Here is a 26415-nt window from a genome sequence, read left to right on the forward strand (position 1 = left end):
GCCACGGTGTGGCGCACGCCCTAAAACCCTGCGTCAGGCTGGGCTTTGCGCGCCCGAGCCGCTCATCTATAATCGCGCGCGTCAACCGCTTGATTCATCTATGGAGAAGCACGTCATGCCGACCTATGACTACCGCTGCGACACCAATGATCGTGTGATCGAGGTGAGCCATCGCATGAGCGAAACCCTGACCAGCTGGGGCGAGCTGTGCGAGCGCGCCGGGGTGGAGCTGGGCGATACCCCGGCGGATGCGCCCGTCCATCGTCTGGCCACCGGCGGCAACGTCATCACCAGCTCCAGCCTGGGCAGCGGCTGCACGCCCGCGCCCTCCTGTGCCACCGGCTCCTGCTGTGGCGGCGGTATGTGCGGGTTGAATTGATCGCCCGCTTAGGCCCCGCTTCAGCCAGGGTCGGTTCGCCGATCCTGGCCATCGCCATCCAACCCGCGCCGACCGGCTCCAGACAGAGGCTCTGATCTTGAAATCGATCCTGGTCGTCCGTCTGAGCGCCATCGGCGACATCGTCTTTGCCTCACCGCTGGTCGCGGCGCTGCGCCGCCGCTGGCCGGAGGCGCGCATCGCCTGGCTGGTCCAGCCCGAATGCGCGGCACTGCTCGACCGTCATCCGGATCTCGATGCCGTGATCGTCTGTCCGTTGCGTCACTGGCAGCGGCTATGGCGCGAACGGCGCTATCGCGAGCTGTGGGCGGGGATTCGCACGCTGCGGGCCAATCTGCGCGAACAGGACTTCGATCTGGCGCTCGATCTGCAAGGGCTGCTCAAGAGCGGTCTGTTGACTTGGCTGTCGGGGGCGCGCGAGCGCATCGGACTCGGCTCGCGCGAGGGCAGTCAGTGGCTGATGACACGCCGGCTGCCGCGCGGGGGCGACTCCAGGCTGATCGGTTCGGAGTATCGCTTTCTGGCCGAGTCGCTCGCCCTGCCGGTCGCGGACGGCTTTCCGATGGCGGTCCACTATGGCGAGGCGGAAGCGGCCTTCGCCGAATCGGTCATCGCGCGCGAGTCGCTCTCCAACGGCTATGCGGTGTTCTGTCCCTTCACGACGCGTCCGCAGAAGCATTGGATCGAAGAGCGCTGGGCCAGACTTGCGCATCGTGTCCGCGATGAACTGGGGCTGGTGCCGGTGCTGCTCGGCGGTCCGGGTGACCGCGAGGCGGCACGACGGATCGCCGATGCGGCCGACGATCAGTTGATCGATCTGACCGGCCAGACCAGTCTCACCGAAGCGGCGGCCCTGATCGACCGCGCGGCGCTCCTGATCGGCGTCGATACCGGGCTTTCGCACATGGGCATCGCGTTCGATACGCCGAGTCTGCTGCTGTTCGGCTCGACCTGTCCCTATCTCGACACCACGCGCGCCAAGGCGCGGGTGCTCCATCATGCCCTGCCCTGCTCGCCCTGCAAGCGTCGTCCGATCTGTGACGGGCGATTCGACTGCATGCGTGCGATCGAGGCCGACGAGATCCTGCGCGCTGCCGACGAGGTGTTGCGGGCGTGAAGATTCTGCACGTCGAGGGCGGGCGTCATCTCTACGGCGGGGCCTTCCAGGTGCTGCATCTGGTGCGCGGACTGGCGGCGCACGGGCATGAGAATCTGCTGGCCTGTCCGCGCGGCTGTGCGCTGGCCGAGGCCGCCGCGCCCTTCGCCGAGGTCCATGGCCTGCCGATGCATGGCGATGCCGATCTACCGATGGTTGGGCGTCTGTACCGGCTGATTCGCGCCAGCCGCCCGGATCTGGTCCATCTGCACAGCCGCATCGGCGCCGATGTCATGGGCGGGATCGCGGCGCGGCTGGCCGGAGTGCCGGTGATCCATACGCGCCGGGTCGACAATCCCGAACCGCGCTGGCTGGTCGCACTCAAGTACCGGCTGCACGATCGGGTCATCGCCATCTCGGACGGGATCGGGCAGGTGTTGATCGCCGAAGGGTTGCCGTCAGCGAAATTGCGCGTGGTGCGCAGTGCCGTCGATCATGAGCGCTATGCGGCGCCGGTCGACCGAGCGGCGATTCGCGCCCGGCTCCAGGTGTCCGCAGATGCATTCCTGATCGGCGTGATCGCGCAGTTGATCCCGCGCAAGGGGCATCGCTTCCTGCTCGCCGCGCTGCCTGAGCTGGTCGCCGCGCATCCCGAGATCCAGGTGCGTTTCTTCGGCCAGGGGCCGCTGGCGGATGATCTGCAACGCCGGATCGATGAGGCCGGACTCGGCGATCATGTCCGGCTCGCCGGTTTTCGCGATGATCTGCCCGAGATCCTGCCCGCACTCGATCTGGTCGTGCATCCGGCGCTCATGGAAGGCTTGGGCGTCTCGCTGCTCCAGGCCGCCAGCGCCGGCGTGCCGATCGTCGCCAGCCGTGCCGGCGGTATTCCCGAGGCGGTGCGCGAGGGCGAGAACGGCCTGCTGGTTCCGCCGGGCGATGTCGCAGCGCTGCGTGCGGCGATCGGCACGCTGCTCGGCGATCCCGAACGCCGCCGTGCGTTGGGCGCGGGCGGCCGGGCGCTCATGGCGCGCGAGTTCTCGATCGACGCCATGGTCGAGGGCAATCTCGCGGTCTATCGGGAGTTGCTCGACGCGACTGGATTGGTTCACACATGACCGAACCGACCACACTGCAAATGGTCGCCAGCAAGGCGCTCGGCGGGGCCGAACGCTGGTTCATCCGCTTCAGCGACGCGCTGGCCGAGCGCGGGGTGCCGGCTCAACTGTCGATCCGCCAGGGGAGCGCGCTCGACGGGCTGGATCTCGGCGGACTGCCGGTCCATCGACTGCCCTATCGCACCACCTGGGATCCCTGGTCGCGGCGTGCGGTCGGGCGTCTGATCCAGCGCTTGAAGCCCGACATCGTCCAGACCTACATGGGTCGCGCGACCCGGCTCGCCCGTCTGCCAAGCGCGGGCGGTCCGGTCCATCTGGCCCGGCTCGGCGGCTATTACGCACTCGGCCCCTATCGTCACGCCCACGGCTGGATCGGCAACACCCAGGGCCTGTGCGACTGGATGGTGCGCCAGGGACTGCCGGCCGAGCGCGTCCACCACATCTATAACTTCGCCGACCCGGCCCGTCCGGTCGCGCCCGAACTCGTCGCCGAACGCCGCGCTATGCACGGCCTGCCGGACGATGCCTGGGTGCTGGTCACGCTCGGACGCTTCGTGCCGGTCAAGGGCCAGCGCTATCTGATCGACGCGCTCGAACGCTTGCCCGAGACCATTGCCGGGCGTCCGTTGCGGCTGGTGATGGTCGGCGATGGACCGCTCGGTCCCGAGTTGCGGCATCAGGCCGAACAGGGCGGCCAGTCACACCGGATCGTCTGGGCCGGCTGGCAGCGCGATCCGGCGCCCTATCTCCAGATGGCGGATCTGGTCGTCTTCCCCTCGCTGGAAGACGAGACGCTGGGCAATGTCATCCTCGAAGCCTGGGCCTGGGGCAAGCCGCTGGTGACGGCCAGTTTCCGTGGCGCGCGCGAGCTGGCCCGTCATGGCGAGGATGCCTGGTGCGTGCCCTGCGCCGAAGCCGCCGCGCTGGCCGAGGGCATCCGCCAGACGCTGTCCGATCCAGTTCTGATGGCGGCGCTGGTCGCGCGCGGACTGGAGCGGGTGGAGCATGAATTCAGCCGCCGCGCCATCCTGGATCGCTATCTGGAACTCTATCGCCAGGTCGCGGGTGGCTGAGCCGGACCTCAGTCCTCGCTCAACCAATCGCGCACCACCAGAAAGCGCTCCAGGAGTTCGGCCTCCGGCGTCCCCGGCTCGGGCCGATGGTCGTAGCGCCAGCTCACCTCGGGCGGCATGGAGACCAGGATGGATTCGGTCCGCCCGCCCGACTGCAACCCGAACAGGGTGCCCCGGTCCTGGACCAGATTGAACTCGACATAGCGCCCGCGCCGGATCTTCTGGAACTCGCGCTCTCGATCACCATAGGTCATGGCCCAGCGGCGCTCGACGATCGGCAGATAGCCGGTCAGATAATGATCGCCAATGCTTCGCCAGAAGGCGAAGGCGTGCTCGAAACCGCCCTGGTCGAAGTCGTCGAAGAAGATCCCGCCGACACCGCGCGGCTCCTGGCGGTGCTTGATGAAGAAATACTCGTCGCACCAGGCTTTGAAACGCGGATAGAGTTCGGCGCCGAACGGCTCGCAGGCCTCGCGCGCGTTGCGGTGCCAGTGGATGACATCTTCCTCGAAGCCATAATAGGGCGTGAGATCGAAGCCGCCGCCGAACCACCAGACCGGCTCGGCGCCCGCCTTCTCGGCGAGGAAGAAACGCACGTTCAGATGCGACGAGGGCACATAGGGATTGGCCGGATGCGCCACCAGCGACACGCCAAGCGCCTCGAAGCGCCGCCCAGCCAGCTCGGGCCGATGGGCGCTGGCCGAGGGCGGCAACCGCTCGCCGTGGACGTGCGAGAAGTTGATGCCGCATTGCTCGAACACCAGCCCCTCGCGGATCACGCGCGTGCGTCCGCCCCCGCCGCCGGGCCGCTCCCAGGCATCCTGACGCAGCTCGGCCCCGCCATCGGCCGCGCGCAGCGCCACGGTGATGCGGTCCTGGAGATCGAGCAGATAGGTCTTGACGGCCTGAAGATCGGGTTGGTTCGACATGGCCATGAGTCCTCGCGTTAAAGTATGGACAGTGCAACCATAACCGATCCACGGCGCCTCATGCCCGCGCGAATCCTGCACGAGCGGCTGACAGGCGCCCGACTCAGGGACCGACACCATGACCCTGCGCACGCGCGTCCTCTGGCTCCTGCTCACCGCCTTCACCGTCTCGGCGGTTTGCCAGTACGCGATCGGGCACCTGGTGATCTATCCGCGCTTTCTCGAACTCGACCGCGCGCAGGCCGCGCAGAACCTGGAGCGCGCCATCCAGGCCCTGCAACGTGAACTGGACTTCCTGATCCCATCGATCAACGACTGGGCCGTTTGGGACGAGACCTATCGCTTCGTTCAAGAGCGCAATCAGGACTTCATCGACAGCAATCTGAACCCGCTGGCTCTGGAGCAACTGGATGTCAATGTGCTGGCCTTCTACGACCAAGCGGATCAAAGGATCTGGGTCGGCAGCCATTCATTGAACCCTGATGAACCGGGCCAGCTAGCCGAGATTGCGGCGCCTTCACGCTTTCCGCCGCATTCCATTGCAACTCGGCAGGCCTCTCCGGACGCCGCCGTGGGCGGCTTGCTATGGACGCCACGCGGACTGTTTCTCGTCGGCTATCGGTTGGTACTGCAAAGCTCCGGAGAGGGGCCGCCCATGGGAACCATCCTCATGGCGCGCTTCTTGGATGAGCACTCCATCGACCGCCTTGGCCACCAAGCGGGGGTCGATCTGCATCTCTCGCCCCCCGAAACGGACACCGAACCAACGGGCCAGACGCAGAGCGTCGGGCGACTGACACTGACTTCGATCAAACTGTATGAAACCCCGGACGAAACCACGGGGACGACGACCCTGATAGGACTCGATGGTCAACCCATGCTGACCCTGGCGGTCACGACTCCGCGCCAGATCGCCGCACGCGGCCAGGAGTCGCTGTGGCTGACGAGCCTGTCGCTGGCGGGCGCCGGAACGCTGGTGCTTGGACTGCTGCTGGTGATGCTCAACCGGATCGTGCTGGCCCCGCTGTCGCTGCTGACCAGGCACGCCACCCGTCTCGGAACCAGTGACGCACTCGATGCCCGGCTCGATCTCGACCGGCATGATGAGATCGGCGTCCTGGCCGAGGCGTTCGACCGCATGACCGCGCATCTGGCGCAGGCGCGCCAGCGATTGCTCGATCAGCTCGACGCGCTCGCCGAGGCACGCGACCATGCCGAGGCGGCCAACCGTGCCAAGAGCGATTTCCTGGCCACCATGAGCCACGAGATCCGCACTCCGATGAACGCGGTGCTGGGCATGGCCGAGTTGCTGCTCGCGACCGATCTCGATGCGCAACAACAGCGTTTCGCGCAGACCATCCATCGCTCCGGCGGCGCCCTGCTCGACATCATCAACGACATCCTCGACGTCTCCAAGATCGAAGCCGGCAAGCTGACGCTCGCCCCCCACGACTTCGATCCGCGCCTCCTGATCGAGGAGACGGCGCAGACCTTCAGCGAGTCGGCCAGTGCCAAGGGACTGCGGCTGACGGTGCGCCTTCCGCGCGATCTGCCGGGGCTGGTGCATGGAGACAGCACCCGTCTGCGTCAGATCCTGTTCAATCTGATCGGCAACGCGCTCAAATTCACCGAGCACGGCGAGATCCGGGTGAGCGCCAGCCTCACCATCCATGCCGATGAACGGATGACTCTGGCCATCGAGGTCCGGGATACCGGCTCCGGCATCGCTCCCGAGTTCCAGGCCGAAATCTTCGAGGCCTTCGCACAGGGGGATGGCTCGACGACGCGCCGTCACGGCGGAACCGGACTCGGGCTGGCCATCTCGCAACGTCTGGCGCACCTGATGGACGGATCGATCCGGGTCGAGAGCACGCCGGGCCAGGGGTCCTGCTTCACGCTGGAGGTTCGGCTCGACTCGGCACGGGGGGGCGGCGCATCCATGACGTTCGAATCGCGTCACAATCCGGTGACGGCAGACACGGCCCCCTGGGAGCCGCTGTCGGGTCGTGTGCTCCTGGTCGAGGACAACGCGGTGAACCGTGAGATGGCGAGTCTGATGCTGGATTCACTGGGCCTGGAGGTCGTCACAGCCGTCGATGGCGTGCAAGCCGAACGGGCGGTCACATGTGGCGACCACTTCGACCTGGTGCTGATGGATTGTCACATGCCGGTGATGGATGGTTTCGATGCCGCTCAGGCCATCCGTACCTGGGAGCAGACGCACGCCGATCCGGCACGGCGCCGGCTGCCGATCCTGGCCCTCACCGCCAATGTCGAGAAAGGCGTGCGCGAGACCTGTACCGGGGCGGGCATGGACGGTTATCTGAGCAAGCCCTTCAGTCAGACGCGCTTGCGCGCGGCGATCCTGCCCTGGCTGGCGCCCGGTACCAAACCAGTCGAATCCGCTCCGGAGCCGACCACCCTGACCGATCTGGCGACACTCGATCGGGCACCGCTGGCCGCCATTCGCACGCTCCGGCAACCCGGACAGCCCGATCCGCTCGAACGGGTCGTCGGACTCTATCTGCAAAGCGCCCTGAGTCTGAAACAGCGTCTCCAGCAGGCGCTGAATGCCGGGGATGCCGAGCAATTGCGTCAGGCCGCGCATACATTGAAGTCGAGCAGCGCCAATCTGGGCGGCCAGCGCCTGGCGGCCCGCTGCCATGAGTTGGAGGACTTGGGACGAGACGGCCGACTACCGGACGCAGCGGTCAAGCTCGCCGAGGTCGAACATGAATTCGCTGGTTTCGTCGCCGCACTCGAAGCGGTCATCCGGCCAGCGGAGTTGGAGGAGTCGGCATAAATGCGCGTGTTGATCCTGGAAGACGAGCCGTCGATGGCCGTTCTATTGGAACAGCTGGTCAAGCAGCTGTGGCCAAGGGCCGTGGTGGATCTGGAGTCCGACGCGCTGTCGGCGCTCGACCGCTGGCAACGCTCGGGCGCGGATCTGGCGCTGCTCGACTGGGAGCTTCCGGGGATGAGCGGCATCGAGGTGTTGAAACAAATCAAGAAGTCCGGGAGCAGGACGCTGTGCGTGATGGTGTCCGGACATGCCGATCGCGCCTCGATCCTGACGGCGGGTGCCCAGCATGTCGATGCTTTCATCGTCAAACCCTTCGACATCGACGAGGTGCGGGCGCGTCTGTTGCAGGTCATGGCCGCATCGCCTCCCGAACCGGAACCGGATGCCCCGACCGTCATGCCGACCTTTGCCTCGCTCGAAGCGTTCGTCCTGTTCAACCTGACACACGGCCTGCCCGGTCTGCCGATCGAATCCGGGTTCGTACAGGCTCTCAAGGGAATACGTCAGCTCGACGTCGAGGGCCTGCGTGCCCTGCTCCAGCGCAGCCAGCGTGATCCGGCACTGGTTCTGCGGGTCTTGAGCCTGGCCAATGGGCATGGGTACGCGCGCGGACCGGAGCCGCTCGAAACCTTCGAGAGCGCGCTGAGGCGCATCGGGCTGACTGGACTCGTCAATCTCGCCGTGGAGTTGTCGCTGCTGCCGGGAAGCGCGCTGAAACACGACTGGCTGCGGGCCCAATATCAGGCGTTCCAGCGCGACAGTCTGGCTCTGGCCGAGATCGTCAAGCAGTTGGGTGCGGACGTGGAATTCGATGTCGAGGCGGCACGGACGGCCTGTCTGCTGTATCGGGTCGGCGAGCTGGCGCTGTTGCAGGTGATGCAGGCCTGGATCGATCTGGGGCAGACGCTCGACGAGACACAGGGCGCACGGCTCCTGACACGCGAGGGTGCGCGAGCGGGCAACCAGATCAAGAGCCAGTGGACGCTTCCCGGCAGTGTGCGAGCGCGTGTCGACGCCGCCCATCTGCTGCCCGAGGGCACCGTGCGCAAGGAGCAGGTGCTGATGCGCATCGCGGGTCTGATCCACAGCGGCGAATCCGACCAGGAGCTGATGCGTCTACTGGCCCGGCTCGGGCTGCCGGACACGACCGTCGAACGCTATCGCGTCGCCGGCGAGTCATGAGGATTCGGCACAGCAAACAAACGATTCGACCGATAGGGCTTGGTCCAACCCCACATCTCGGTCCACAATGCCGCACAGTTCGCTCTCGCGGCTCCAATCCGAGCGGCGGGACTTCCCAATTTCCCGAATAACCCTGATCATTGCTCCATGGACGTATTTCCCCTACCCCTTGCCCGGATCGGTATCATTGGCGGCGGCCAGCTCGGCCGCATGCTGGCCAAGGCCGCCAAGCGCCTCGGCTGCACCTGCGTGATACTCGATCCGACTCCCGGCTCGCCGGCCGGCCAGGTCGCCGGTCATCAGATCGTCGGCAACTATCATGATGCGGCCAAGCTGCGCGAGCTGGCCGAGTCCTGTGATGTCATCACCTTCGACATCGAGGACATCGACACCGAGACCCTCATCCAGCTCGAACGCGAGGGACACCGCATCCATCCATCGCCCCGTGTGCTGGCGCTCATCCAGGACAAGCTGACCCAGAAGCAGGCGCTCGCCGCCGCCGGCATCCCGACGGCCGAGTTCGTGCCCATGCCCGAACCGACGCCCGAGGATTTCGCCGCCTTCGGCTATCCGCTGGTGCAGAAGGCCAGACGCGGCGGCTACGACGGGCGCGGCGTCTCCATCCTCAAGTCGGCCGAAGACTACCCGCGCCATCTGCCGGTGCCCTCGCTGCTCGAACGCTTCGTGCCGGCCGCGAAGGAACTGGCCGTGGTGGTCGCGCGCGGACACGATGGCGACTGCCGCTGCTATCCGGTGGTCGAGATGGTCTTCCGCCCCGGTGAGAACGTGCTCGACCTGCTGCTCGCCCCGGCGCGTATCGCCCCCGAGACGGCCGAGGCCGCCGTGGCCCTGGCCGTGCGCACGGTCGAGACCCTGGGCGGCGTGGGCATCTTCGGCGTCGAACTGTTCCTGACCGAAACCGGAGAACTCCTGGTCAACGAGGTCGCGCCCCGCACGCACAACTCGGGCCACCACACCATCGAGGCCAATGTCACCGACCAGTTCGAGCAGCATCTGCGCGCCGTGGTCGGACTGCCGCTCGGTGCGACCGACCAGCTCTCGCCGGCGGCCATGATCAACCTGCTCGGCGCGCCCGACCATCGCGGCCGTCCGGTCGTCAAAGGTTTGTCCGAGGCGTTGGCCATTCCGGGCGTCTGCCTGCACCTCTACGGCAAGGCGGCCACGGCACCCTATCGCAAGATGGGCCATGTCACCGTGCTCGACCCGGACATCGCCACAGCCGAACACAAGGCACTCCAGGTACGCGCACTCATCGAGATCTCGGGCGAGGATCACCCATGACCCAATCCAAACATCCATCCGGCCCGCTGGTGGGCATCATCATGGGCAGCGACTCGGACTTGCCGGTCATGCGCGAGGCCGCCGCCATCCTCGACGAGTTGGGCGTGGCCTACGAGATGACCATCGTCTCGGCCCATCGCACGCCCCAGCGGCTCTATGACTATGCTCAAGGCGCCGTCGAGCGCGGCCTGCGCGTCATCGTCGCCGGTGCCGGCGGCGCGGCTCATCTGCCGGGCATGGCGGCCGCCATCACGCCGCTGCCGGTCATCGGTGTGCCGATCAAGACCTCCAGCCTCTCCGGTCAGGATTCGCTGCTGTCGATCGTGCAGATGCCGGCCGGTGTGCCCGTGGCCACGGTCGCCATCAACGGCGCCAAGAACGCCGGCATCCTGGCCGCGCAGATCCTGGGCAGCGCCGATACCGCGCTGCTGGAGCGGGTCGCCCGGTACAAGCGCGATCTGGAGTCGATGGTGATGGAGAAGGTCGCGCTCCTGGAACGGAACGCGCTCTGAAGCGGAGCTTCAACCGGTTCTAAGCCGCGTCACGGACGCGGTCCGCTCCGCCAACGGCGGGGAAACAGGAGGACTCGTGGACATCGCCGAACTGCTCGCCTTCAGCGTCAAGAACAATGCCTCGGACCTGCATCTGTCGTCCGGGTTGCCGCCCATGATCCGGGTCGACGGCGACATGCGCCGCATCAATGTTCCACCCCTGGAACATCGCGCAGTCCATTCGCTGGTCTACGACATCATGAACGACAAGCAGCGCAAGGACTACGAGGAGTTCCTGGAGACCGACTTTTCGTTCGAGATCCCCGGCGTGGCGCGTTTCCGCGTCAACGCCTTCAACCAGAAGCGCGGCGCGGGCGCCGTCTTCCGCACCATCCCCTCCAAGGTGCTGACGCTCGAAGAGCTCAAGGCGCCCAAGAGCTTCAAGGACATCATCGATGTGCCGCGCGGGCTGATCCTGGTCACGGGGCCGACCGGCTCGGGCAAGTCGACCACGCTTGCGGCAATGGTCGACCACATCAACGACAACAAGTACGAACATATCCTCACCATCGAGGATCCGATCGAGTTCGTGCACGTCAGCAAGAAGTGTCTGGTCAACCAGCGCGAGGTGCACAAGGACACCCTCGGTTTCAGCGAGGCGCTGCGCTCGGCCCTGCGCCAGGACCCGGACATCATCCTGGTCGGCGAGATGCGCGACCTGGAGACCATCCGGCTGGCCCTGACCGCCGCCGAGACCGGCCATCTGGTGTTCGGCACCCTGCACACCACCTCGGCGGCCAAGACCATCGACCGCATCATTGACGTCTTCCCGGCCGCCGAGAAGGACATGGTGCGCGCCATGCTTTCCGAGTCATTGCGCGCGGTCATCTCGCAGACGCTGCTGAAGAAGACCGGCGGCGGACGTATCGCCGCGCACGAGATCATGATCGGCACCCCGGCCATCCGCAACCTCATCCGCGAGGCCAAGATCGCCCAGATGTATTCGGCGATCCAAACCGGCCAGGCGCACGGGATGCAGACCCTGGATCAGAATCTCAAGGAGCTCCTGAGCAAGGGACTCATCGCCCGCCAGGACGCCCGCGCCAAAGCGCAGAGCAAAGAGGATTTCCATTGAAGCCCCCCTTCTGACCGACTGAGGTCGCACCATGGATCTGAAGCGCGCGCTGGAACAACTCCTGAGTGCCCTGGTCGAGAAAAAGGGCTCGGACCTCTTCATCACCGCCGGCTGGCCGCCGAGCATCAAGATCGACGGCACCATCTATCCGGCGACCAAGCAGCCGCTCACGGCCGATCAGGCGCAGGGCATGGTCTACGAGATCATGAACGAGCGCCAGCGCGCCGAATTCGAAGACACCAAGGAGTGTCAGTTCGCGCTCGACCGCGCCCCGCTCGGACGCTTCCGTGTCAGCGCCTTCGTCCAGCGCGACGCCGTCGGCATGGTGCTGCGGCGCATCGAGACCCGCATCCCGACCCTGGAGGAACTCAAGCTCCCCTCGGTGCTGCGCGATCTGGCCATGACCAAGCGCGGTCTGGTGATCTTCGTCGGCGCCACCGGCACGGGTAAATCGACCTCGCTCGCGGCCCTGATCGGCTACCGCAACCATCACAGCTCGGGCCACATCATCACGGTCGAGGACCCGATCGAGTACGTCCACGAGCACGACGGCTGCATCATCACCCAGCGCGAGGTCGGCGTGGACACCGAGTCCTTCGAGGTCGCCCTGCGCAACACCCTGCGTCAGGCCCCGGACGTCATCCTGATCGGCGAGATCCGCACCCGCCAGACCATGGAGTACGCCATCACCTTCGCCGAGACCGGCCATCTGGTGCTCGCCACCCTGCACGCCAACAACGCCAATCAGGCCATGGATCGCGTCATCAACTTCTTCCCCGAGGAATCGCGCAGCCAGATGCTCATGGATCTCTCGCTCAACCTCAAGGGCATCGTCGCCCAGCAACTGGCGCCGCGCAAGAACGGCCAGGGCCGGCGTGCGGTGATCGAGATCCTGCTCAACACGCCGCTGGCGGCCGATCTCATCCGCTTGGGCGAGGTGCACAAGCTCAAGGATCTGATGAAGCGTTCGGGCGAACAGGGCATGATCACCTTCGATCAGGCGCTGTTCAATCTCTATCAGGAAGGCGAGATCAGCTACGAGGATGCCCTGAAGTACGCCGACTCGGCCAACGAGGTGCGGCTGATGATCAAGCTACAGAGCGGTATGACGCCGAGCAGTACGACGGATCAGGGCATCGACGCCATGAGTCTGGTCAGGGACGAAGACCCCCGGAACAAACGCTGAACGCGCCGCTCAGGGCACCGGATCGGCGAAGCGTTCGCGGATATTCAGGATCTCGGGGACGAGGTCGAGAAAGACGGCCATGAAGTTCGGGTCGAAATGCTTGCCCGACTGCCTGTGCATCCAGTCGAGCGCCGCCTCCACCTCCCAGGCCGGCTTGTAGGGACGCACCGAGGTCAGCGCATCGAAGACATCGGCCAGGGCGACGATACGGCCCGACTCGGGGATCGCCTCGCCGACCAGACCCAGCGGATAACCGCCACCATCCCATTTCTCGTGATGACTCAGGGCGATCTCGCGCGCCAGTTGCAGTAGCTCGGAATCATCACCGCTGAGGATATCGCCGCCGATGGTGCTGTGAGTCTGCATGATCCGCCATTCCTCGGGCGTGAGCGGTCCGGGTTTGAGCAGGATGCTGTCGGGAATACCGATCTTGCCCACGTCATGCATGGGACTGGCATGCAGCATGATCTCACAGCGCTCCGCGTCCCAGCCCAGATGGCGGGCCAGCAGGGTCGAGGTATGACTCATGCGCAGGATGTGCTGCCCGGTCTCGTTGTCGCGATACTCGGCGGCACGCCCCAGACGCTGCACCACTTGCAGCCGGGTCTCGCGGATCTGACGGGTGCGCTCATAGACGATGCGTTCGAGCATGTCCTTCTGATCGTGCGCCATGCGATGCGCCAGTTGCACATCGAGCATGTTGCGCACCCGGGCGGCGACCTCGGCCTGGTCGAAAGGCTTGCCGATGAAGTCGCTGGCCCCCGCCTCCAGCGCGCGCAGCCGGTAGTCGCGCGAGCGCAGCGAGGTGAGTACCAGGATGGGCGGCGTGAGTGGGTCGGCGAGCGCGGCCAGCCGCTCGATGAGATCGAACCCGCTCAGCCCCGGCATCTCGATGTCGAGCAGGATGAGATCGGTCGGCGCCTGCTGATAGACCGTCATGAATTCATGGGGGTCTTGAACGAGCACGATGTTCGCGTAGCCGGCAGCCTGAAGCAGGCGCTCCATCAGAACGAGGCTGACGCGCTCGTCGTCGACGACCAGGATCCGGGCCGTCTTACGGCACAGTGTATCGACTCTCGCCATGGGTCTCATCGTCCCGCTGCTGAATGATAGGAGCGTTGACATGGCCCGGATAGTCAGGTTCCGGACTGTCTACGCAACGCATCGATGTCGAGCGGAATCTCCATCACGGCCACGTCATCGATTTGCTCGGTTCCAGCACAATGCGCATCGAAGGCCGCCATCAGCGCCGGAAGGATCGGCGTTCCAGGCGCCCAATCGTCCAGTAGCGCACTCAGACCGGCATCGACGAACATCTGGCCCTGTTGGTCCGGTGCTTCGAGCAATCCATCGCTCATGAGCAGCAGACGATCACCCGCCGTGATCTGCACCTGACGCATGACCGGATCATGGAGTTCGGGCAGGATCCCGAGCGGCAGTGCGTGGGAGGGCAGTTCGATCCGCCCGGCGGCGGTGCACAGGTGGGCGGCCGGCATGCCGCCGTTCCACCAGGACAGGGTATCGCCGCCTTCCGAGATCGAGATCAGATAGGCGGCCATGAAGCGCTCCGTGGGCAGCAGACGATAGAGCTTCTGATTGATCTCGGAGAGCAAGGCCACATCGTCGAAGCCCTTGGTGGTCATGGCATGGAAGGTGTCGGCCACGGGCAGGGCACCGACGGTGGCCGCCAGTCCATGGCCGGTGAAATCCCCCAGAAGTATCCTCAGCCCGCCATCCGGAAGATAGTGCATCAAGACCAGGTCGCCATTGAAGATCGTGGCCGGACGCTCGACCATTCCGATGGCCGGGACGCAGACATTGTGATATTTGACGGCCTGGGTCCAGACGCGTTCGGCGAGCTTTTTCTCCTCGTGATCGTGCTCCAGCAGGGTTTCGAGCAGACGCTGCTTGGCGGCGAGCGTGCGTTGCAGATCGCGCACGCGCTCCATGGCCAGGACACGCGCCCTGAGCCGCGTGAGGGTGAAGGGTTTGGCGAGGAAGTCGTCGCCTCCGGCCTTGATGCAGCTCAACAGGCACTGCTCGTCCTTGACGGCGGTCAGGAAGATCACCGGCACGAAGTCCTCTCCGGTCAGACGCTTGATGCGTCTGGTGCTCTCCAGACCGTCCATCTCGGGCATCAGGGCGTCCATGAAGACGATGTCCGGACGCTCCTGCTCGAAGCATTCCAGAGCCTCGCGACCATTGGCGGCCTCGAGCGTGCGGAAGCCCTCCTTGACCAGCATCGAGCCGAGCAGACGCCGATTGGCGACCTCGTCATCGACGATCAGGGCCAGTCCCCGCTGACCGCCGGAGACACCACTCGACTCTGAAGGCTCAGAGGCCACGACCGGCTCGACCGGCATTGCAGGCGTCGGAGGGTTCAACTCAGAATTCCGCCCATTCGTCTTCATCCGGCTTCATCGGCTGACGGGACGGCCCGGCCTTGGGCGGGTGACTGACCTTGCCCGGCCTGGCGGCGACCGGCGACTTGTGCGCGACGGCGCGCGTGGTCGCATGGGCATGGACATGGCCATCCTCCTGCCCGACCTTGAACACCGAGACCACCTCGGCCAGGGTACGGGCCTGATCCTCCAGCGCCTCGGCGGCGGCGGCGGCCTCCTCGACCAGGGCGGCATTCTGCTGCGTCACCTCGTCCATCTGGGTGATGGCCTGATTGACCTGCTCGATGCCGCTGGACTGCTCGACGGAGGCGGCCGAGATCTCGGCCATGATGCTGGTGACGCGATTGATCGACTCGACGATCTCGGTCATGCGGGCGCCGGCCTCGTTGACCTGGGCCGTGCCCGAGTCGACCTTGGAGACGCTGTCGGTGATGAGGGTCTTGATCTCCTTGGCGGCATTGGCCGAGCGCTGGGCGAGACTGCGCACCTCGGCGGCGACCACGGCGAAGCCGCGGCCCTGCTCACCGGCACGCGCCGCTTCCACCGCCGCGTTGAGCGCCAGGATGTTGGTCTGGAAGGCGATGCCGTCGATGACGCCGATGATGTCGGCGATCTTCTTGCTCGACTCGGAGATGTCGGCCATGGTCTGGACCGAGGCATTGACCACCACGCCGCCCTTGACCGCGACATCAGCCGCCGAAATGGCCAGTTGATTGGCCTGACGGTGCTGGTCAGCTCTTCCATGGAGCTTGCGGTCTCTTCCAGCGAGCTGGCCTGCTCTTCGGTGCGCTGGCTCAGATCCTGGTTGCCGGTGGCGATCTCACCCGAGGCGGTGTTGATGGTGTCGACCGCCTCACGGATGCGGAACACCAGATCCTTGAGGTTCACCACCGTGGTATTGACGCCGGCCTTGGTCTCGCCGAAGAGTCCAGGATAGTCCTGGGTGATGGTCTGGGTCAGGTCGCCGTCGGCCAGCGCCTGGGCCACGCGCATCACGTCTTTCAGGCCCACTTCGGTGGTGTCGGAGAGCTGGTTGAGCAACTGGGCGATGTCGCGCGCGAAGCCCTGCTTGCCGGCCAGATCGAGCTTGATGCTGAAGTCGCCCCGGTTGGCGGCGTCGACGATGTTACGGATCTCGTCGACCACGGCGGTCAGGGCCTTGACGGTGCCGTTGACGCCGTTCTTGGTCTCGCCGAAGAGTCCCGGATAGTCGCGGGTGATGGTCTGCGACAGATCGCCGGCGGCCAGGGCGTTGGCCACGCGGGTGACGTCCTTGAGTCCGACGTCCGTGGTCTCGGCCAGCTGGTTGAGTCCCTCGCTGATCTCTTTGCCGAAGCCCTGTTTGCCGGCGACATCCAGACGGCGGCTGAAATCCCCACGGGTCGCGGCCTGGACGATACCGGCGATCTCACCGACCAGTTGCTTGAGGTTCTCCTGCATCACCTTGAGCGAAGCGAGCAGGCTGGTGGTATCGCCGTCCTTGGTCCGGATACTGTGCGAGAGATCGCCGTTGGACACGGCCAGCACCATGGTGGCGGCATAATCCGGCTCGCCGCCGAGCTGTCTCGTCAGCGAGCGGGTGATCCAAAGCGCCACACCAATGCCGACCACGAACGCCAGCGCCGAGAGCAACAGGGTCAGCGTGATGGCAGTGCCCGCATTTGACTTGGCCAAAACACCAGTTTGATCCATCAGCGCCGTCTGGAACTTGATGAGTTCGATGGCCGTCTCCTGGTAGATACTCCCGGCCTCGCGGAACTCGTTCAACAGATAAGCGCGCGCCTCGTCATCACGCCCCGACTGCACCAAGGGAATGATCTTTTGCAGATCCTCGACATAGCGAGAACGCGCGCTCTTTAGCGCATCGAGCCGCTTGATTCCCTCTGCCGATCGAATCGTCTCCGTCAACCGCTCAATGTGCTCGCCGATCGACTGGCTGAGCGGGGGAAGCCGGTCGAGTTCGTCGGCCCTCTCGACCGGGTCGCTGAGCAGAATCGCGTTGCGAACCGTGAGCGCGACGGCATTGAGGTCGTCGATGATGCCGTTGGCCTCAACGGTCTTGGGAAACAGATCGCTGATGATGATCTCAATATCGTCGTTGAGCAGGCGGATATTGAACCAACTGACGAAGGCAATCAGGCCCAACAGCAGCAAGACCGCCCCAAAGCCCAACCCCAAGCGTGTGGAAACCTTCATAGTGCCCATGTTTTATTCCCGACGATAGATGTTGATTCGATCGAGCATCGAGACGGATACGGATTCAGGAGCCCCGCGTCCAGTCAACCAAGAGGGCGCGCAACCCCTCGAATTCGCGCTCCATGAGCGACGCCAGACGTTCGACCTCGGCCGACGAAACAGGCTGCCCGGCCAGTTCCTCCAGTGTGGACGCCAAGCCGTGCAAACACATGGCCGAAACATTGGCCGCCAGGCCGACCAGGCTGTGGGCCTTGCGCTGGACCCCGACCCGATCACCCGACTCCAGAGAGGCGCGTAGCTCCTGGAGCCGCGCCGGAGCGTCCAGCAGGAACTGATCGATGACCTCGCACGCGATGCCGCGATCTCCCAAGACGCGCTCAAGCATATCGTCAGCGTCGAAAGAGACGGTGTCTGGCCTGGGGTCGGGCACCTCAGGCGGCAGGTCGGCATCCTTCGGACCACGGCGGCTGTCCATGTGGAACAGATGCTCGGCGATGATCCGACTCAATTCGTGTGGCTGGACCGGCTTGGATATATAGGCATTCATCCCGGCGTCCAAGCAGCGTCGCACGTCGCCCGGCATGACGAGCGCGGTCATGGCCACGATCGGGACATGGGGATCGAGCACTCCGGCCTCGCCGCGCCGGATGAGACGTGCCGTCTCGAAACCGTCCATCTCGGGCATCTGACCATCCATGAGCACCAGATCGTAACGGGCGCGCGACAAGGCCTCCAAGGCTTCCAGACCATTGCACGCGATATCCGGTTTAGGATAACCGAGTTTTTCCAGGATGCCACGCGCGACGATCTGATTGGTCGGGTTGTCGTCGACGAGCAGCAGGCGTGCCTCGGGGTGAGCCGGGCGTCCGATTCCTGGAATGCGATCCGGCCCGACGGGCGGCGACACGGGCTCCAGCACGGGTCTCTCGCGCCCCATGACGCGCAGCAGACAATCACGCACCAGATGGTGGCGCAGAGGCTTGGTGACATAGCCGGCGAAATCGCCCGATTCGAGGTACGCATAGTCCTCGCGCTTGGCCAGCGCGGTCAGCAGGACGAGCCGGGTGTCGCGAATCTCGGGTTCCTGTTTGATCAGCCGCGCCAGTTGCAGACCATTGGGGTCAGGCATGCGCAGATCGATCAACGCCACATCGAAGGGGGCGCCGGCCCGGACGGCCTGATGCAGGGCACGCAGCGCGTCGCCGGCACGTCCCGCCACGGCGACCTGACAACCCCAGGCACGCAGCAGTGAGGCGGCCTGGGCGCGGTTGTCCAGATGATCGTCCACCACCAGTACCCGAACGTCGTCGATGTCCCGCTCGCACACCCGATATTCGGTCGCGGTCTGCGGCGAACACTCGAACTCAGCGGTGAACCAGAATCGCGATCCCTGGCCGGGCCGACTCTCCAGACCGATGTCACCGTTCATCAATTGGGCCAGCTGCTTGGCGATGACCAGTCCCAGCCCGGTGCCGCCGAAGCGGCGCGTCGTCGAGCTATCGACCTGATTGAAGGCCGTGAACAGCTTGCCCAGCTGATCCTCGGGAATGCCGATCCCACTGTCGTGCACCTCGAAACGGATCAGCGCCCGTCCCGCCTCGGCCCGCTCGAGTGCGAGCTGGAGGCCGACCTCGCCGCGTTCCGTGAACTTGATGGCGTTGCCCATGAGATTGACGATGACCTGACGCAGATAACGCGGGTCGCCGCGCACGGCGGTCGGCACCTGAGGGGCGATGCGATAGGTCAGTTCCAGATCCTTCTCGTGGGCGTTGAAGGCCATCATCTCCAGCACCTCCTCGATCAGGAGACGCAGGTCGAACTCCAGGTGCTCCAGCTCCAGCTTGCCGGCCTCGATCTTGGAGAAGTCCAGGATGTCGTTGATGAGCGCCAGCAGGTTCTCGCCGCTGTCGCGCACGATCTCGGCCAGACGGCGCTGCTCGGGATCGAGGTCGGTGTCGAGCAGCAGACCCGTGATGCCGATGACGCCGTTCATCGGGGTACGGATCTCGTGACTCATGTTGGCCAGGAACTGGCTCTTGGCCTGAGTGGACGCCTCGGCCTGGGCCAGCGCCCGATCGAGTTCCTGATTCTGGATCTCCATGCGGCGTGTGTACTGCTGGAGCTGCTGTTCGGCGAGCTTGCGTTCGCCGATGTCCTTGATACCGCCATAGAGCCGGCGTCCGCCGCATTCATCGGTCAGGCACTGATTGATGATCTCGACCCAGGCTGAACTGCCGTCGCGCCGGCGCAGACGCAGCTGGCAGCTCGAGACGGCCTCCTCCTTCAGACCGGCCTGGTGGCGGTCGAACAGCGAACGATCCTCCAGCACCACCAGCCGCCGCCAGGTGCCCATGGCGAGGATCGCCTCGCGCGTATGGCCGGTGATGGTCTCGACGGCGCCGTTGAGCCAGTCGAGCTTGTAGCGCTCCGGTTCGATCTCGATGCAGGAATAGACGATGTCGGACATCAGCATCGACAGGCGCCGGAAGCGCGATTCGTTCAGGCGCAGCGCCTGCTCGGCACGACGCTGACGCACCGTTCGCCAGATGGCGTTGGCGATGAGCTGCACGCTCTCGACGTCGAGTTCGCTGTAATCGCTCGCCTTGTTGCCGACGCCGGCCAGCATGCGCACCAGCCCGCCCTCGATCACCGGAATGGTCAGAAAGCGCTGGAGCGGAGCGTGATCCGGCGGCAAGCCGCACTTACCGGCGAGTGCCGGATAGTCGTTGCAGGTGATCGGGCGACGCCGGCGCAGGGCATCGGCCCAGACGCCGGCCTGACTGATCGCATAATGAACGGCATTCGGCGGCAACTGGCAACCACTGTCTTCGACGGTCGCCTGTGACCAGGCGACTAGCTCGATGGTCTCCTGATTCGAGTTGACTAGATGGATGAAGCCCATGAGGCTGCCGGTGAGCGATTCGGCCAGCGCCAGCCCATGCTGCATGAAGCCGATCTCGTCGAGATCGTCGGCGATCTGGGGTAGCTCCAGTAGCGCCTCGGCGCGACGCTTCTGCAGATCCATCAGCAGCTCGTTCTGTTTGCGGTGAGTGATGTCGCGATTGACTCCGCGCCATCCCTGGTGGGTTCCGTCGACGTCATAGACCGGGCGACAGACGTGTTCGATCCAGCGCTGACTGCCGTCGGGCCGGCGCAGACGCAACTGCAACCGAACGTGCGGCGCATCGTCGGTGGACTGGGATATCTCGTGCTTGTGCTCCAGCCAGAGCGGCTGGTCGTCGGGATGGATCAGACGATCCATGAGCCTGGGATCGTCCATGAAGGCGTCGGGCGGATAGCCGCAGACGTATTCGCACGCCGGCGAGACATAGAGATAGCGTCGATCCGAACCCAGCCAGTAGTCCCAGTCGGCCGAATAGTCGGCCAGCATCCGATAGCGGGTCTCGCTGTCGCGCAGACGCGCATAGGCGGCATGGATCTCGGACTCGTGACGCAGACGCTCGGTGAGATCGACGATGGAGCAGACGAGATGATGCTGGTCGTCGTCCTCGGCCGGCACCCGCACCACATGCAGCTCGCCGGTGAACTGTCCGGCATCCGTGGTGAGGAACCGGATCTCGGGACAGTGTGCCTCACCGTCGTCCCAGGCGCGCTGCAGGGTGTCGTCGAGCACCCCGTCTGATTCGCGCGCCACCAGTCGCGGCAGGTAGTGCTGACGCTTGTGCTTCTCGCGCAGCACGAAGAGCCGGTCACCGGCATGGTTGGCCATGAGGATCAGGCCATGGCGGTCGACCACCAGGATCGGCTGGGGAACGCCGTAGAAGAGTGCCGTATAGCGGTTGGCGATACGCTCGACGGCCGCCTGGGTATCGCGCAACTCGATGTTCTGCAACTCCAGCTCGGCCTGATAGATGAGCAGGTTCTCGGTGAGTTCGGGCAGATCGATCTCGCCACGCGCCAGACGCCGCTCGGCCCATTCGAGGTCGCCACGATCGAGCGCCTGGCGTGCACGCGCACGCACCCTGGGCCAATCGGAGGATGTCGGCGGCTTGGGGGGAGAAGTCATGGCGAGATCCTGAAATCGACGGAGACCCGTCCGTCACCGGCGTCGAACCGCGTCTGGAACGGCAACGCCCCTGATAGCATAAGGCGCTGAGATTTGGAACTGCCGCACCCTGATGTCCAGCCTCAGGCTCGCGTCGAGATAACCGGCGAATGGAGACGCCCGCCGCGCCGTCCCGGATCGGGGCGGACATGACAGGCCTGTGTCGCGTTGGCCTCAGGTCTCTCCCGCCGTCTGGTCGGCTCGCCCCTGCTGCAAGAGCATGAGTTGCTGTAGCAGGCGCGTTTTGAGGGCGAAGAGCGCGTCGCATTCGGCGCGGAGCCCCTCGGTTTCGCCCCGGCCATGCCGCTCGATGATTCTGTGCCCGAGCCGGCGAATCTCGTGATGGAGATCACCGAGTTCGGTATAGGCCGGAAGTTGCCCGTAATGAGTACGCCCCTCGCCACTGTACCAGGTATCGAAGCGACGGCAGGTACTATCGGCCAGACTCTCCGCGTGAGGCAGACGTTCGCCGGCTTCCACGGCATGGACGATGTGCCTGACCCACTTGATATGGTCGTATTGAATCAGCAGCAGCGGGACATCCAGGGCGTTCAAATGCTGATCCGTCCAGAGATTCCATTGCCAGTTCGTCGCGAACTCATCCATCCAGGCCGGGATCTGTTCAGCGGGCATGGGCCGTCCGATGCCGTAACCCTGGGCATGGTCGCAGCCGAAGCGCATCAGCAGCAACCCCTGTTCCGGGGTCTCCACCCCCTCGGCGATCACCTCCTTCCTGAAGACCTTGGCCAAGCCGATCACCCCCTCGATGATGGCCAGATCCTCGGAGTCCTCCAGCATGTTGCGCACGAACGACTGGTCGATCTTGAGGGTTTCCGCCGGGAGCTGCTTGAGATAACTGAGCGATGAGTAACCCGTGCCGAAGTCATCGAGCGCGAAACGCACGCCCATGGCCTGACAGGCGGTCATGATGCCGCGCACGCTCTGGATGTCCTCCAGGGCCGCGCTTTCGAGGATCTCCAGCTCCAGCAGACGCGGTGTCGCCTCCGGGTGCTCGGCCAGGATCGTTTGCAGGCGCAGCACGAAATCGCGCTGCTGGAAATGATGGGCCGCGATATTGACGCTGATGGTCAGCGGCCGCCCCTCGGCGCACCACTGCCGGATCTGTCCCAGAGCCTCGTGCAACACCCATTCGCCGACCTCGACGATCAGGGGCGATGCTTCGATCAGTGGCAGAAACTGTAGCGGCGGCACCAGTCCGCGCTCGGGGTGCCGCCAGCGGATCAGCGCCTCCATGCCGACCACCTGACCGAGGCGCATGTCGACCTTGGGCTGGTAGTAGAGCTGGAATTCGCCGTGCTGGAGCGCTTGGCGGATGCGCTCCAGCTCGCGATGACGCGACTGCATCGCATTGGCCGCCTCCGGGTCGAAGAGCTGATAGCGATTCCGCCCCATCTGCTTGGCCTGATACATCGCCTGATCGGCATGGCGCAGCAGGGTGTCGGGATCATGGTCATCGAGCGGATAGATGGTGACGCCGACACTGACGGTGATCACGATCTGCAGGGCGTCGATGCGCACCGGATGCGCCACACCGTCGAGCAGCCGCACCAGGACATTGTCCAACTCCTCCTGATTGCGCAGGTCATTGAGCAGGATCACGAATTCATCGCCACCCAGCCGCGCCACCGTATCGTTGGAACGCAAGGTGTCGCGCAAGCGACGACCGATATCGATCAACAGGCGGTCGCCGGTCTCGTGTCCGTGGTGATCGTTGACCAGCTTGAAATTGTCGAGATCCAGGAAACAGACGGCAGCCAGACGTTCATGACGCTGGGCGTCGTCGAGCGCCTGTCTTAGCCGGTAGCCCAACAGCAGGCGATTGGGCAGACCGGTGAGCACGTCGTAATGGGCCAGATTTTCCAGCCTGCTCTGCGAGTTCTTGAGATCGGTGATGTCGATGAACATGCCGATGTAATGCGTCACCCGGCCAGATGGATCCTGCACCGCGTTGATATGCAGGATCTCCGGATAGAGTTCGCCCGATTTCTTGCGATTCCAGATCTCGCCGTGCCAGCGTCCGGTCTCGTTCAGATCGCGCCACAGCGCACGATAGAAAGCGGCGTCCTGCAAACCGGATTTGAGCAGGGTCGGCGTCCGGCCCAGCGCCTCCTCGCGGCTGTAGCCCGTGACCCGGACGAAGGACGCATTGACATCCAGGATACGGGTCGCCGGGTCGGTGATCATGATCCCTTCCTGCGAGTGCTCGAAAACGCTGGCCATCTGCCGCAGCCGCAGCTCGGCCAGTTTATGGGAGGTGCGATCGCGCAGCGTTTCGACCACGGCGATGATCCGGCCCGAGGAATCGCGCACCGGGCCGGCGTCGATGGCCAGATAGCGTTCGGTACCCTGCAGGGGCATGACACACCAGTTTTCGGCGTGGATTTCGCACCCCGTGCGGAGCAACTGGTCATACTCGGTATAGAAGTGATCGATCTCGTCCAGGCGGTTGTGCAACACCAGATCGGCCAGACAGGGTCGGCATTCGGGATAGAAGGCCCGCCAGTGATCCTGGCTGCCCAGGACACGGCTGGCGGGCATGCCGGTGAGGTTCTCGCAAGCGCGGTTCCAAACGATGACCCGCCCCGTGGCATCCAGCACGAAGGTCGGAACCACGAGCTGCTCCAACAACTCGGCGGCAAAAATCTGTCCGTCCATGATGCTCCCCCCCATGATCTCTAATCGTTTTTCGAGTGCGGCGTGGCAGGCGGTCAGTGTCAGGGTCGTTGCCGCCTTCACCATTGTTCATCTACTTGTAACGTGTCAAGAGCGCTTCGGGTTGCTGCCGCCAAGCCGCACGGCGGATAATGCCTCCGCCCTATCCCGAGAACGAGAGCGACCAGAAGAACATGACTGTAGAACGACTTCTATTGAGTGGCGACGATGCCGTCGCGCTGGCGGCGCTGCACGCCGGAGTCCGGCTGGGGACGGGATATCCCGGTACACCCTCGACCGAGATCCTCGAGACCTTCGATCAGCTCGGCGGTCGCGCGCAATGGTCGCCGAACGAGAAGGTTGCGCTCGAGGTCGGCATCGGCAGTGCCTTCGCCGGTGCGCGCACCATCGTCACCATGAAGCACGTCGGGCTGAACGTGGCCGCCGATGCGCTGTTCACCGCGGCCTATACCGATGTCGAGGGCGGTCTGCTGGTGATCTCGGCCGACGATCCCGGCATGGCCTCCAGCCAGAACGAGCAGGACAACCGCCACTATGCGCGCGCCGCGGCGTTACCGATGCTGGAGCCGAGCGATTCGCAGCAGGCCTATGATTTCACCTGGCTGGGACTGGAACTCTCGGAGCGCTGGAAGATCCCGGTCATCCTGCGCCTGACCACGCGCATCTGTCACGCCAAGACCGTGGTGCGTCCGCGCCCGGCGCTCCAGACCCTGCCCGAGCCGAGTTTCAAGCGCGACGTGCCGGCACGGGTCATGATCCCGGCCTATGCCAAGCCGGCGCATCTGCGTCTGCGCCAGAAGCTCGCCGAGATCGCGGCCTGGAACGAGGCCGAGGGACCGTTCGAGATCCACGAAGGCGACGCCACGCTCGGCATCATCGCCACCGGCATCGGCGCCATGCACGCGCGCGAGGCCGCACCTGGGGCCAGTCATCTGAGCTTCGGCCTGACCTATCCGCTGCCGATCGAGCGCCTCCGCGCCTTCGCCGACCGGGTCGAGCGTCTGGTCGTGATCGAGGAAGGCGACCCGGTGCTGGTCGACGCCCTGCGTGCCGTCGGTCTGCCCGCCGAGGGCAAGCCCGAGATGTATCGCTTCGGCGAACTCAACGTCGAGCGCGTACGCCGCATCCTGGCCAACGACACCAGCCCCGAGGCCGTGCCGCCCAAGGGCAAGCCGCCCGAACTCTGCCCCGGCTGCTCGCATCGCGGCGTCTTCGAGACCCTGCGCGATCTCGACTGCATCGTCTCCGGCGACATCGGCTGCTACACCCTCGGCGTGCTGCCGCCCTTCTCGGCCATGGACACCTGTGTCTGCATGGGCGCGAGCATCGGCGTCGGTCTGGGTCTGCGGCATGTGCTGCCCGAGGAGCAGGCGCGGCGCGTGGTCAGCGTCATAGGCGACTCGACCTTCGTGCACTCCGGTCTCACCGGCCTCGCCGAGATGGTCTACAACCCGCCGCCGACCGGCCATCTGGTGCTCATCCTCGACAACGGCACCACGGCCATGACCGGCCAGCAGGAGCATCCGGGCACCGGGCGTCTGCTCGACCACTCGGCCACCAATCTGCTCAACTTCGAGGAGACGGCACGGGCCATGGGCGTACAGAACGTCCATGTCATCGACACCACCTCGCTCAAGGACGACTCGCTGCGCGATCTCATCACGGATCTGCTGGCGCGTAACGAGACCTCGCTGATCGTCACCCGTCAGCCCTGTGTGCTCGCGGCGCCCAAGATCCGGCTCTACGAGAAGGCCAACGCCGAACAACGGGCCGCCACCTGCTCGGCGGATCTGGTCGATTGAGGAATTGAGACACCATGAAAGTCAAGAACGTAGTCATCGCCGGACTCGGCGGTCAGGGCGTGCTCAAGGCGTCCGACATCCTGGCGGATGCGGCCTTTCGCGCCGGCTTCGACGTCAAGAAGAGTGAGCTGCACGGCATGAGCCAGCGCGGCGGCTCGGTGAGCAGCGACGTGCGCTATGGCGAGGGTCTCCTCAGCCCCATGGTCCCGCCGGGCGAGGCCGATGTGCTGGTGGTGCTGGAAGAGACCCAGGTCGAGATCAACCGCCCGACGCTGCGGGCGGGCGGTGTGCTCATCGGGCCGGACGTCATCGCCCCCGAGTCGCTCAAGAACAAGAAGAGCCTCAACGTCGCCCTGCTCGGCGCGGCCTCGACCGTGCTCGACATCGCCGACGAGCACTGGATCGCCGCCATGCACGCCAATCTGGCCGAGAAGCTGCACACGCTCAACGAGCAGGCGTTCGAGATCGGACGCGAGGCGGCACGCGCGCGCGCGGCCTGAGCTGAGAGGCAGGATGGGCATCGCGTTCGCGCGGCCCATCCCA

At 65.1% G+C, this 26415-nt stretch carries 18 protein-coding genes and 1 pseudogene; 12 read left to right on the top strand and 7 right to left on the bottom strand.

Annotated elements, in window-relative coordinates; all coding sequences use genetic code 11:
• The first annotated feature begins 115 nt into the window (after positions 1-115).
• The 4 genes from ALVIN_RS13015 (at position 116) to ALVIN_RS13030 (ending at position 3684) form a co-directional block, all read left to right on the top strand.
• On the top strand, positions 116-379 hold the full coding sequence (locus ALVIN_RS13015) for an FmdB family zinc ribbon protein (protein ID WP_012971785.1): 264 nt from the start codon (positions 116-118) through the stop codon (positions 377-379).
• 97 nt (positions 380-476) lie between these two features.
• The gene (locus ALVIN_RS13020) at positions 477-1514 is read left to right on the top strand and encodes a glycosyltransferase family 9 protein (protein ID WP_012971786.1); all 1038 of its coding nucleotides are present in this window, start codon (positions 477-479) and stop codon (positions 1512-1514) included.
• Positions 1511-2611: a glycosyltransferase gene (locus tag ALVIN_RS13025; protein ID WP_012971787.1), complete on the top strand. Its 1101-nt coding sequence runs from the start codon at positions 1511-1513 to the stop codon at positions 2609-2611. The genes ALVIN_RS13020 and ALVIN_RS13025 overlap by 4 nt, the downstream gene beginning before the upstream one ends.
• The gene (locus ALVIN_RS13030; RefSeq protein WP_012971788.1) at positions 2608-3684 is read left to right on the top strand and encodes a glycosyltransferase; all 1077 of its coding nucleotides are present in this window, start codon (positions 2608-2610) and stop codon (positions 3682-3684) included. The genes ALVIN_RS13025 and ALVIN_RS13030 overlap by 4 nt, the downstream gene beginning before the upstream one ends.
• A gap of 8 nt (positions 3685-3692) precedes the next feature.
• On the opposite strand, the gene hemF is transcribed toward ALVIN_RS13030, so the two are convergent.
• Entirely contained in the window at positions 3693-4613 is a 921-nt protein-coding gene (gene hemF / locus ALVIN_RS13035; protein ID WP_012971789.1) for an oxygen-dependent coproporphyrinogen oxidase, read from the bottom strand.
• A gap of 118 nt (positions 4614-4731) precedes the next feature.
• On the opposite strand from hemF, the gene ALVIN_RS16690 reads away from it, so the two are divergent.
• The 6 genes from ALVIN_RS16690 to ALVIN_RS13065 all read left to right on the top strand — a co-directional run bounded on the left by ALVIN_RS16690 (position 4732) and on the right by ALVIN_RS13065 (position 12712).
• The gene (locus ALVIN_RS16690) at positions 4732-7416 is read left to right on the top strand and encodes a CHASE4 domain-containing protein (RefSeq protein WP_012971790.1); all 2685 of its coding nucleotides are present in this window, start codon (positions 4732-4734) and stop codon (positions 7414-7416) included.
• Positions 7417-8598 (top strand): response regulator, encoded by a 1182-nt coding sequence (locus ALVIN_RS13045; RefSeq protein WP_012971791.1) that lies wholly within the window; start codon positions 7417-7419, stop codon positions 8596-8598. It begins immediately after the preceding gene.
• 147 nt (positions 8599-8745) lie between these two features.
• The gene (gene purK / locus ALVIN_RS13050) at positions 8746-9900 is read left to right on the top strand and encodes a 5-(carboxyamino)imidazole ribonucleotide synthase (protein WP_012971792.1); all 1155 of its coding nucleotides are present in this window, start codon (positions 8746-8748) and stop codon (positions 9898-9900) included.
• Positions 9897-10412 (top strand): 5-(carboxyamino)imidazole ribonucleotide mutase, encoded by a 516-nt coding sequence (gene purE / locus ALVIN_RS13055; protein WP_012971793.1) that lies wholly within the window; start codon positions 9897-9899, stop codon positions 10410-10412. The genes purK and purE overlap by 4 nt, the downstream gene beginning before the upstream one ends.
• 76 nt (positions 10413-10488) lie before the next feature.
• Positions 10489-11526 (top strand): type IV pilus twitching motility protein PilT, encoded by a 1038-nt coding sequence (locus ALVIN_RS13060; protein ID WP_012971794.1) that lies wholly within the window; start codon positions 10489-10491, stop codon positions 11524-11526.
• 31 nt (positions 11527-11557) lie between these two features.
• On the top strand, positions 11558-12712 hold the full coding sequence (locus ALVIN_RS13065; RefSeq protein WP_012971795.1) for a PilT/PilU family type 4a pilus ATPase: 1155 nt from the start codon (positions 11558-11560) through the stop codon (positions 12710-12712).
• Between the two features lie 9 nt (positions 12713-12721).
• On the opposite strand, the gene ALVIN_RS13070 is transcribed toward ALVIN_RS13065, so the two are convergent.
• The 6 genes and pseudogenes from ALVIN_RS13070 to ALVIN_RS13090 form a co-directional block, all read right to left on the bottom strand.
• Positions 12722-13795 (bottom strand): HD domain-containing phosphohydrolase, encoded by a 1074-nt coding sequence (locus ALVIN_RS13070; RefSeq protein ID WP_012971796.1) that lies wholly within the window; start codon positions 13793-13795, stop codon positions 12722-12724.
• Between the two features lie 53 nt (positions 13796-13848).
• Positions 13849-15096 carry a PP2C family protein-serine/threonine phosphatase gene (locus ALVIN_RS13075; RefSeq protein WP_223295219.1) on the bottom strand — a complete coding sequence of 416 codons (1248 nt, stop codon included), beginning with the start codon at positions 15094-15096 and terminating at the stop codon, positions 13849-13851.
• A 1-nt stretch (position 15097) separates the two neighbouring features.
• Positions 15098-15784 carry a methyl-accepting chemotaxis protein gene (locus tag ALVIN_RS18340; protein ID WP_407637041.1) on the bottom strand — a complete coding sequence of 229 codons (687 nt, stop codon included), beginning with the start codon at positions 15782-15784 and terminating at the stop codon, positions 15098-15100.
• Between the two features lie 539 nt (positions 15785-16323).
• A pseudogene (locus ALVIN_RS18345) lies at positions 16324-17319 on the bottom strand (MCP four helix bundle domain-containing protein); the annotation flags it as partial.
• Positions 17320-17374: 55 nt separating this feature from the next.
• Positions 17375-21337 carry a response regulator gene (locus ALVIN_RS13085; RefSeq protein ID WP_012971798.1) on the bottom strand — a complete coding sequence of 1321 codons (3963 nt, stop codon included), beginning with the start codon at positions 21335-21337 and terminating at the stop codon, positions 17375-17377.
• 213 nt (positions 21338-21550) lie between these two features.
• Positions 21551-24052 carry an EAL domain-containing protein gene (locus tag ALVIN_RS13090; protein WP_223295220.1) on the bottom strand — a complete coding sequence of 834 codons (2502 nt, stop codon included), beginning with the start codon at positions 24050-24052 and terminating at the stop codon, positions 21551-21553.
• Positions 24053-24243: 191 nt separating this feature from the next.
• Here ALVIN_RS13090 and ALVIN_RS13095 point away from each other — a divergent pair, with 191 nt between their 5' ends.
• Both ALVIN_RS13095 and ALVIN_RS13100 read left to right on the top strand, forming a co-directional pair.
• Positions 24244-25872 (top strand): thiamine pyrophosphate-dependent enzyme, encoded by a 1629-nt coding sequence (locus ALVIN_RS13095; protein WP_012971800.1) that lies wholly within the window; start codon positions 24244-24246, stop codon positions 25870-25872.
• 14 nt (positions 25873-25886) lie between these two features.
• Entirely contained in the window at positions 25887-26372 is a 486-nt protein-coding gene (locus ALVIN_RS13100) for a 2-oxoacid:acceptor oxidoreductase family protein (RefSeq protein WP_012971801.1), read from the top strand.
• Positions 26373-26415 lie beyond the last annotated feature (43 nt).

It is taken from the genome of Allochromatium vinosum DSM 180 (genome assembly GCF_000025485.1).
Classification (GTDB): domain Bacteria; phylum Pseudomonadota; class Gammaproteobacteria; order Chromatiales; family Chromatiaceae; genus Thermochromatium; species Thermochromatium vinosum.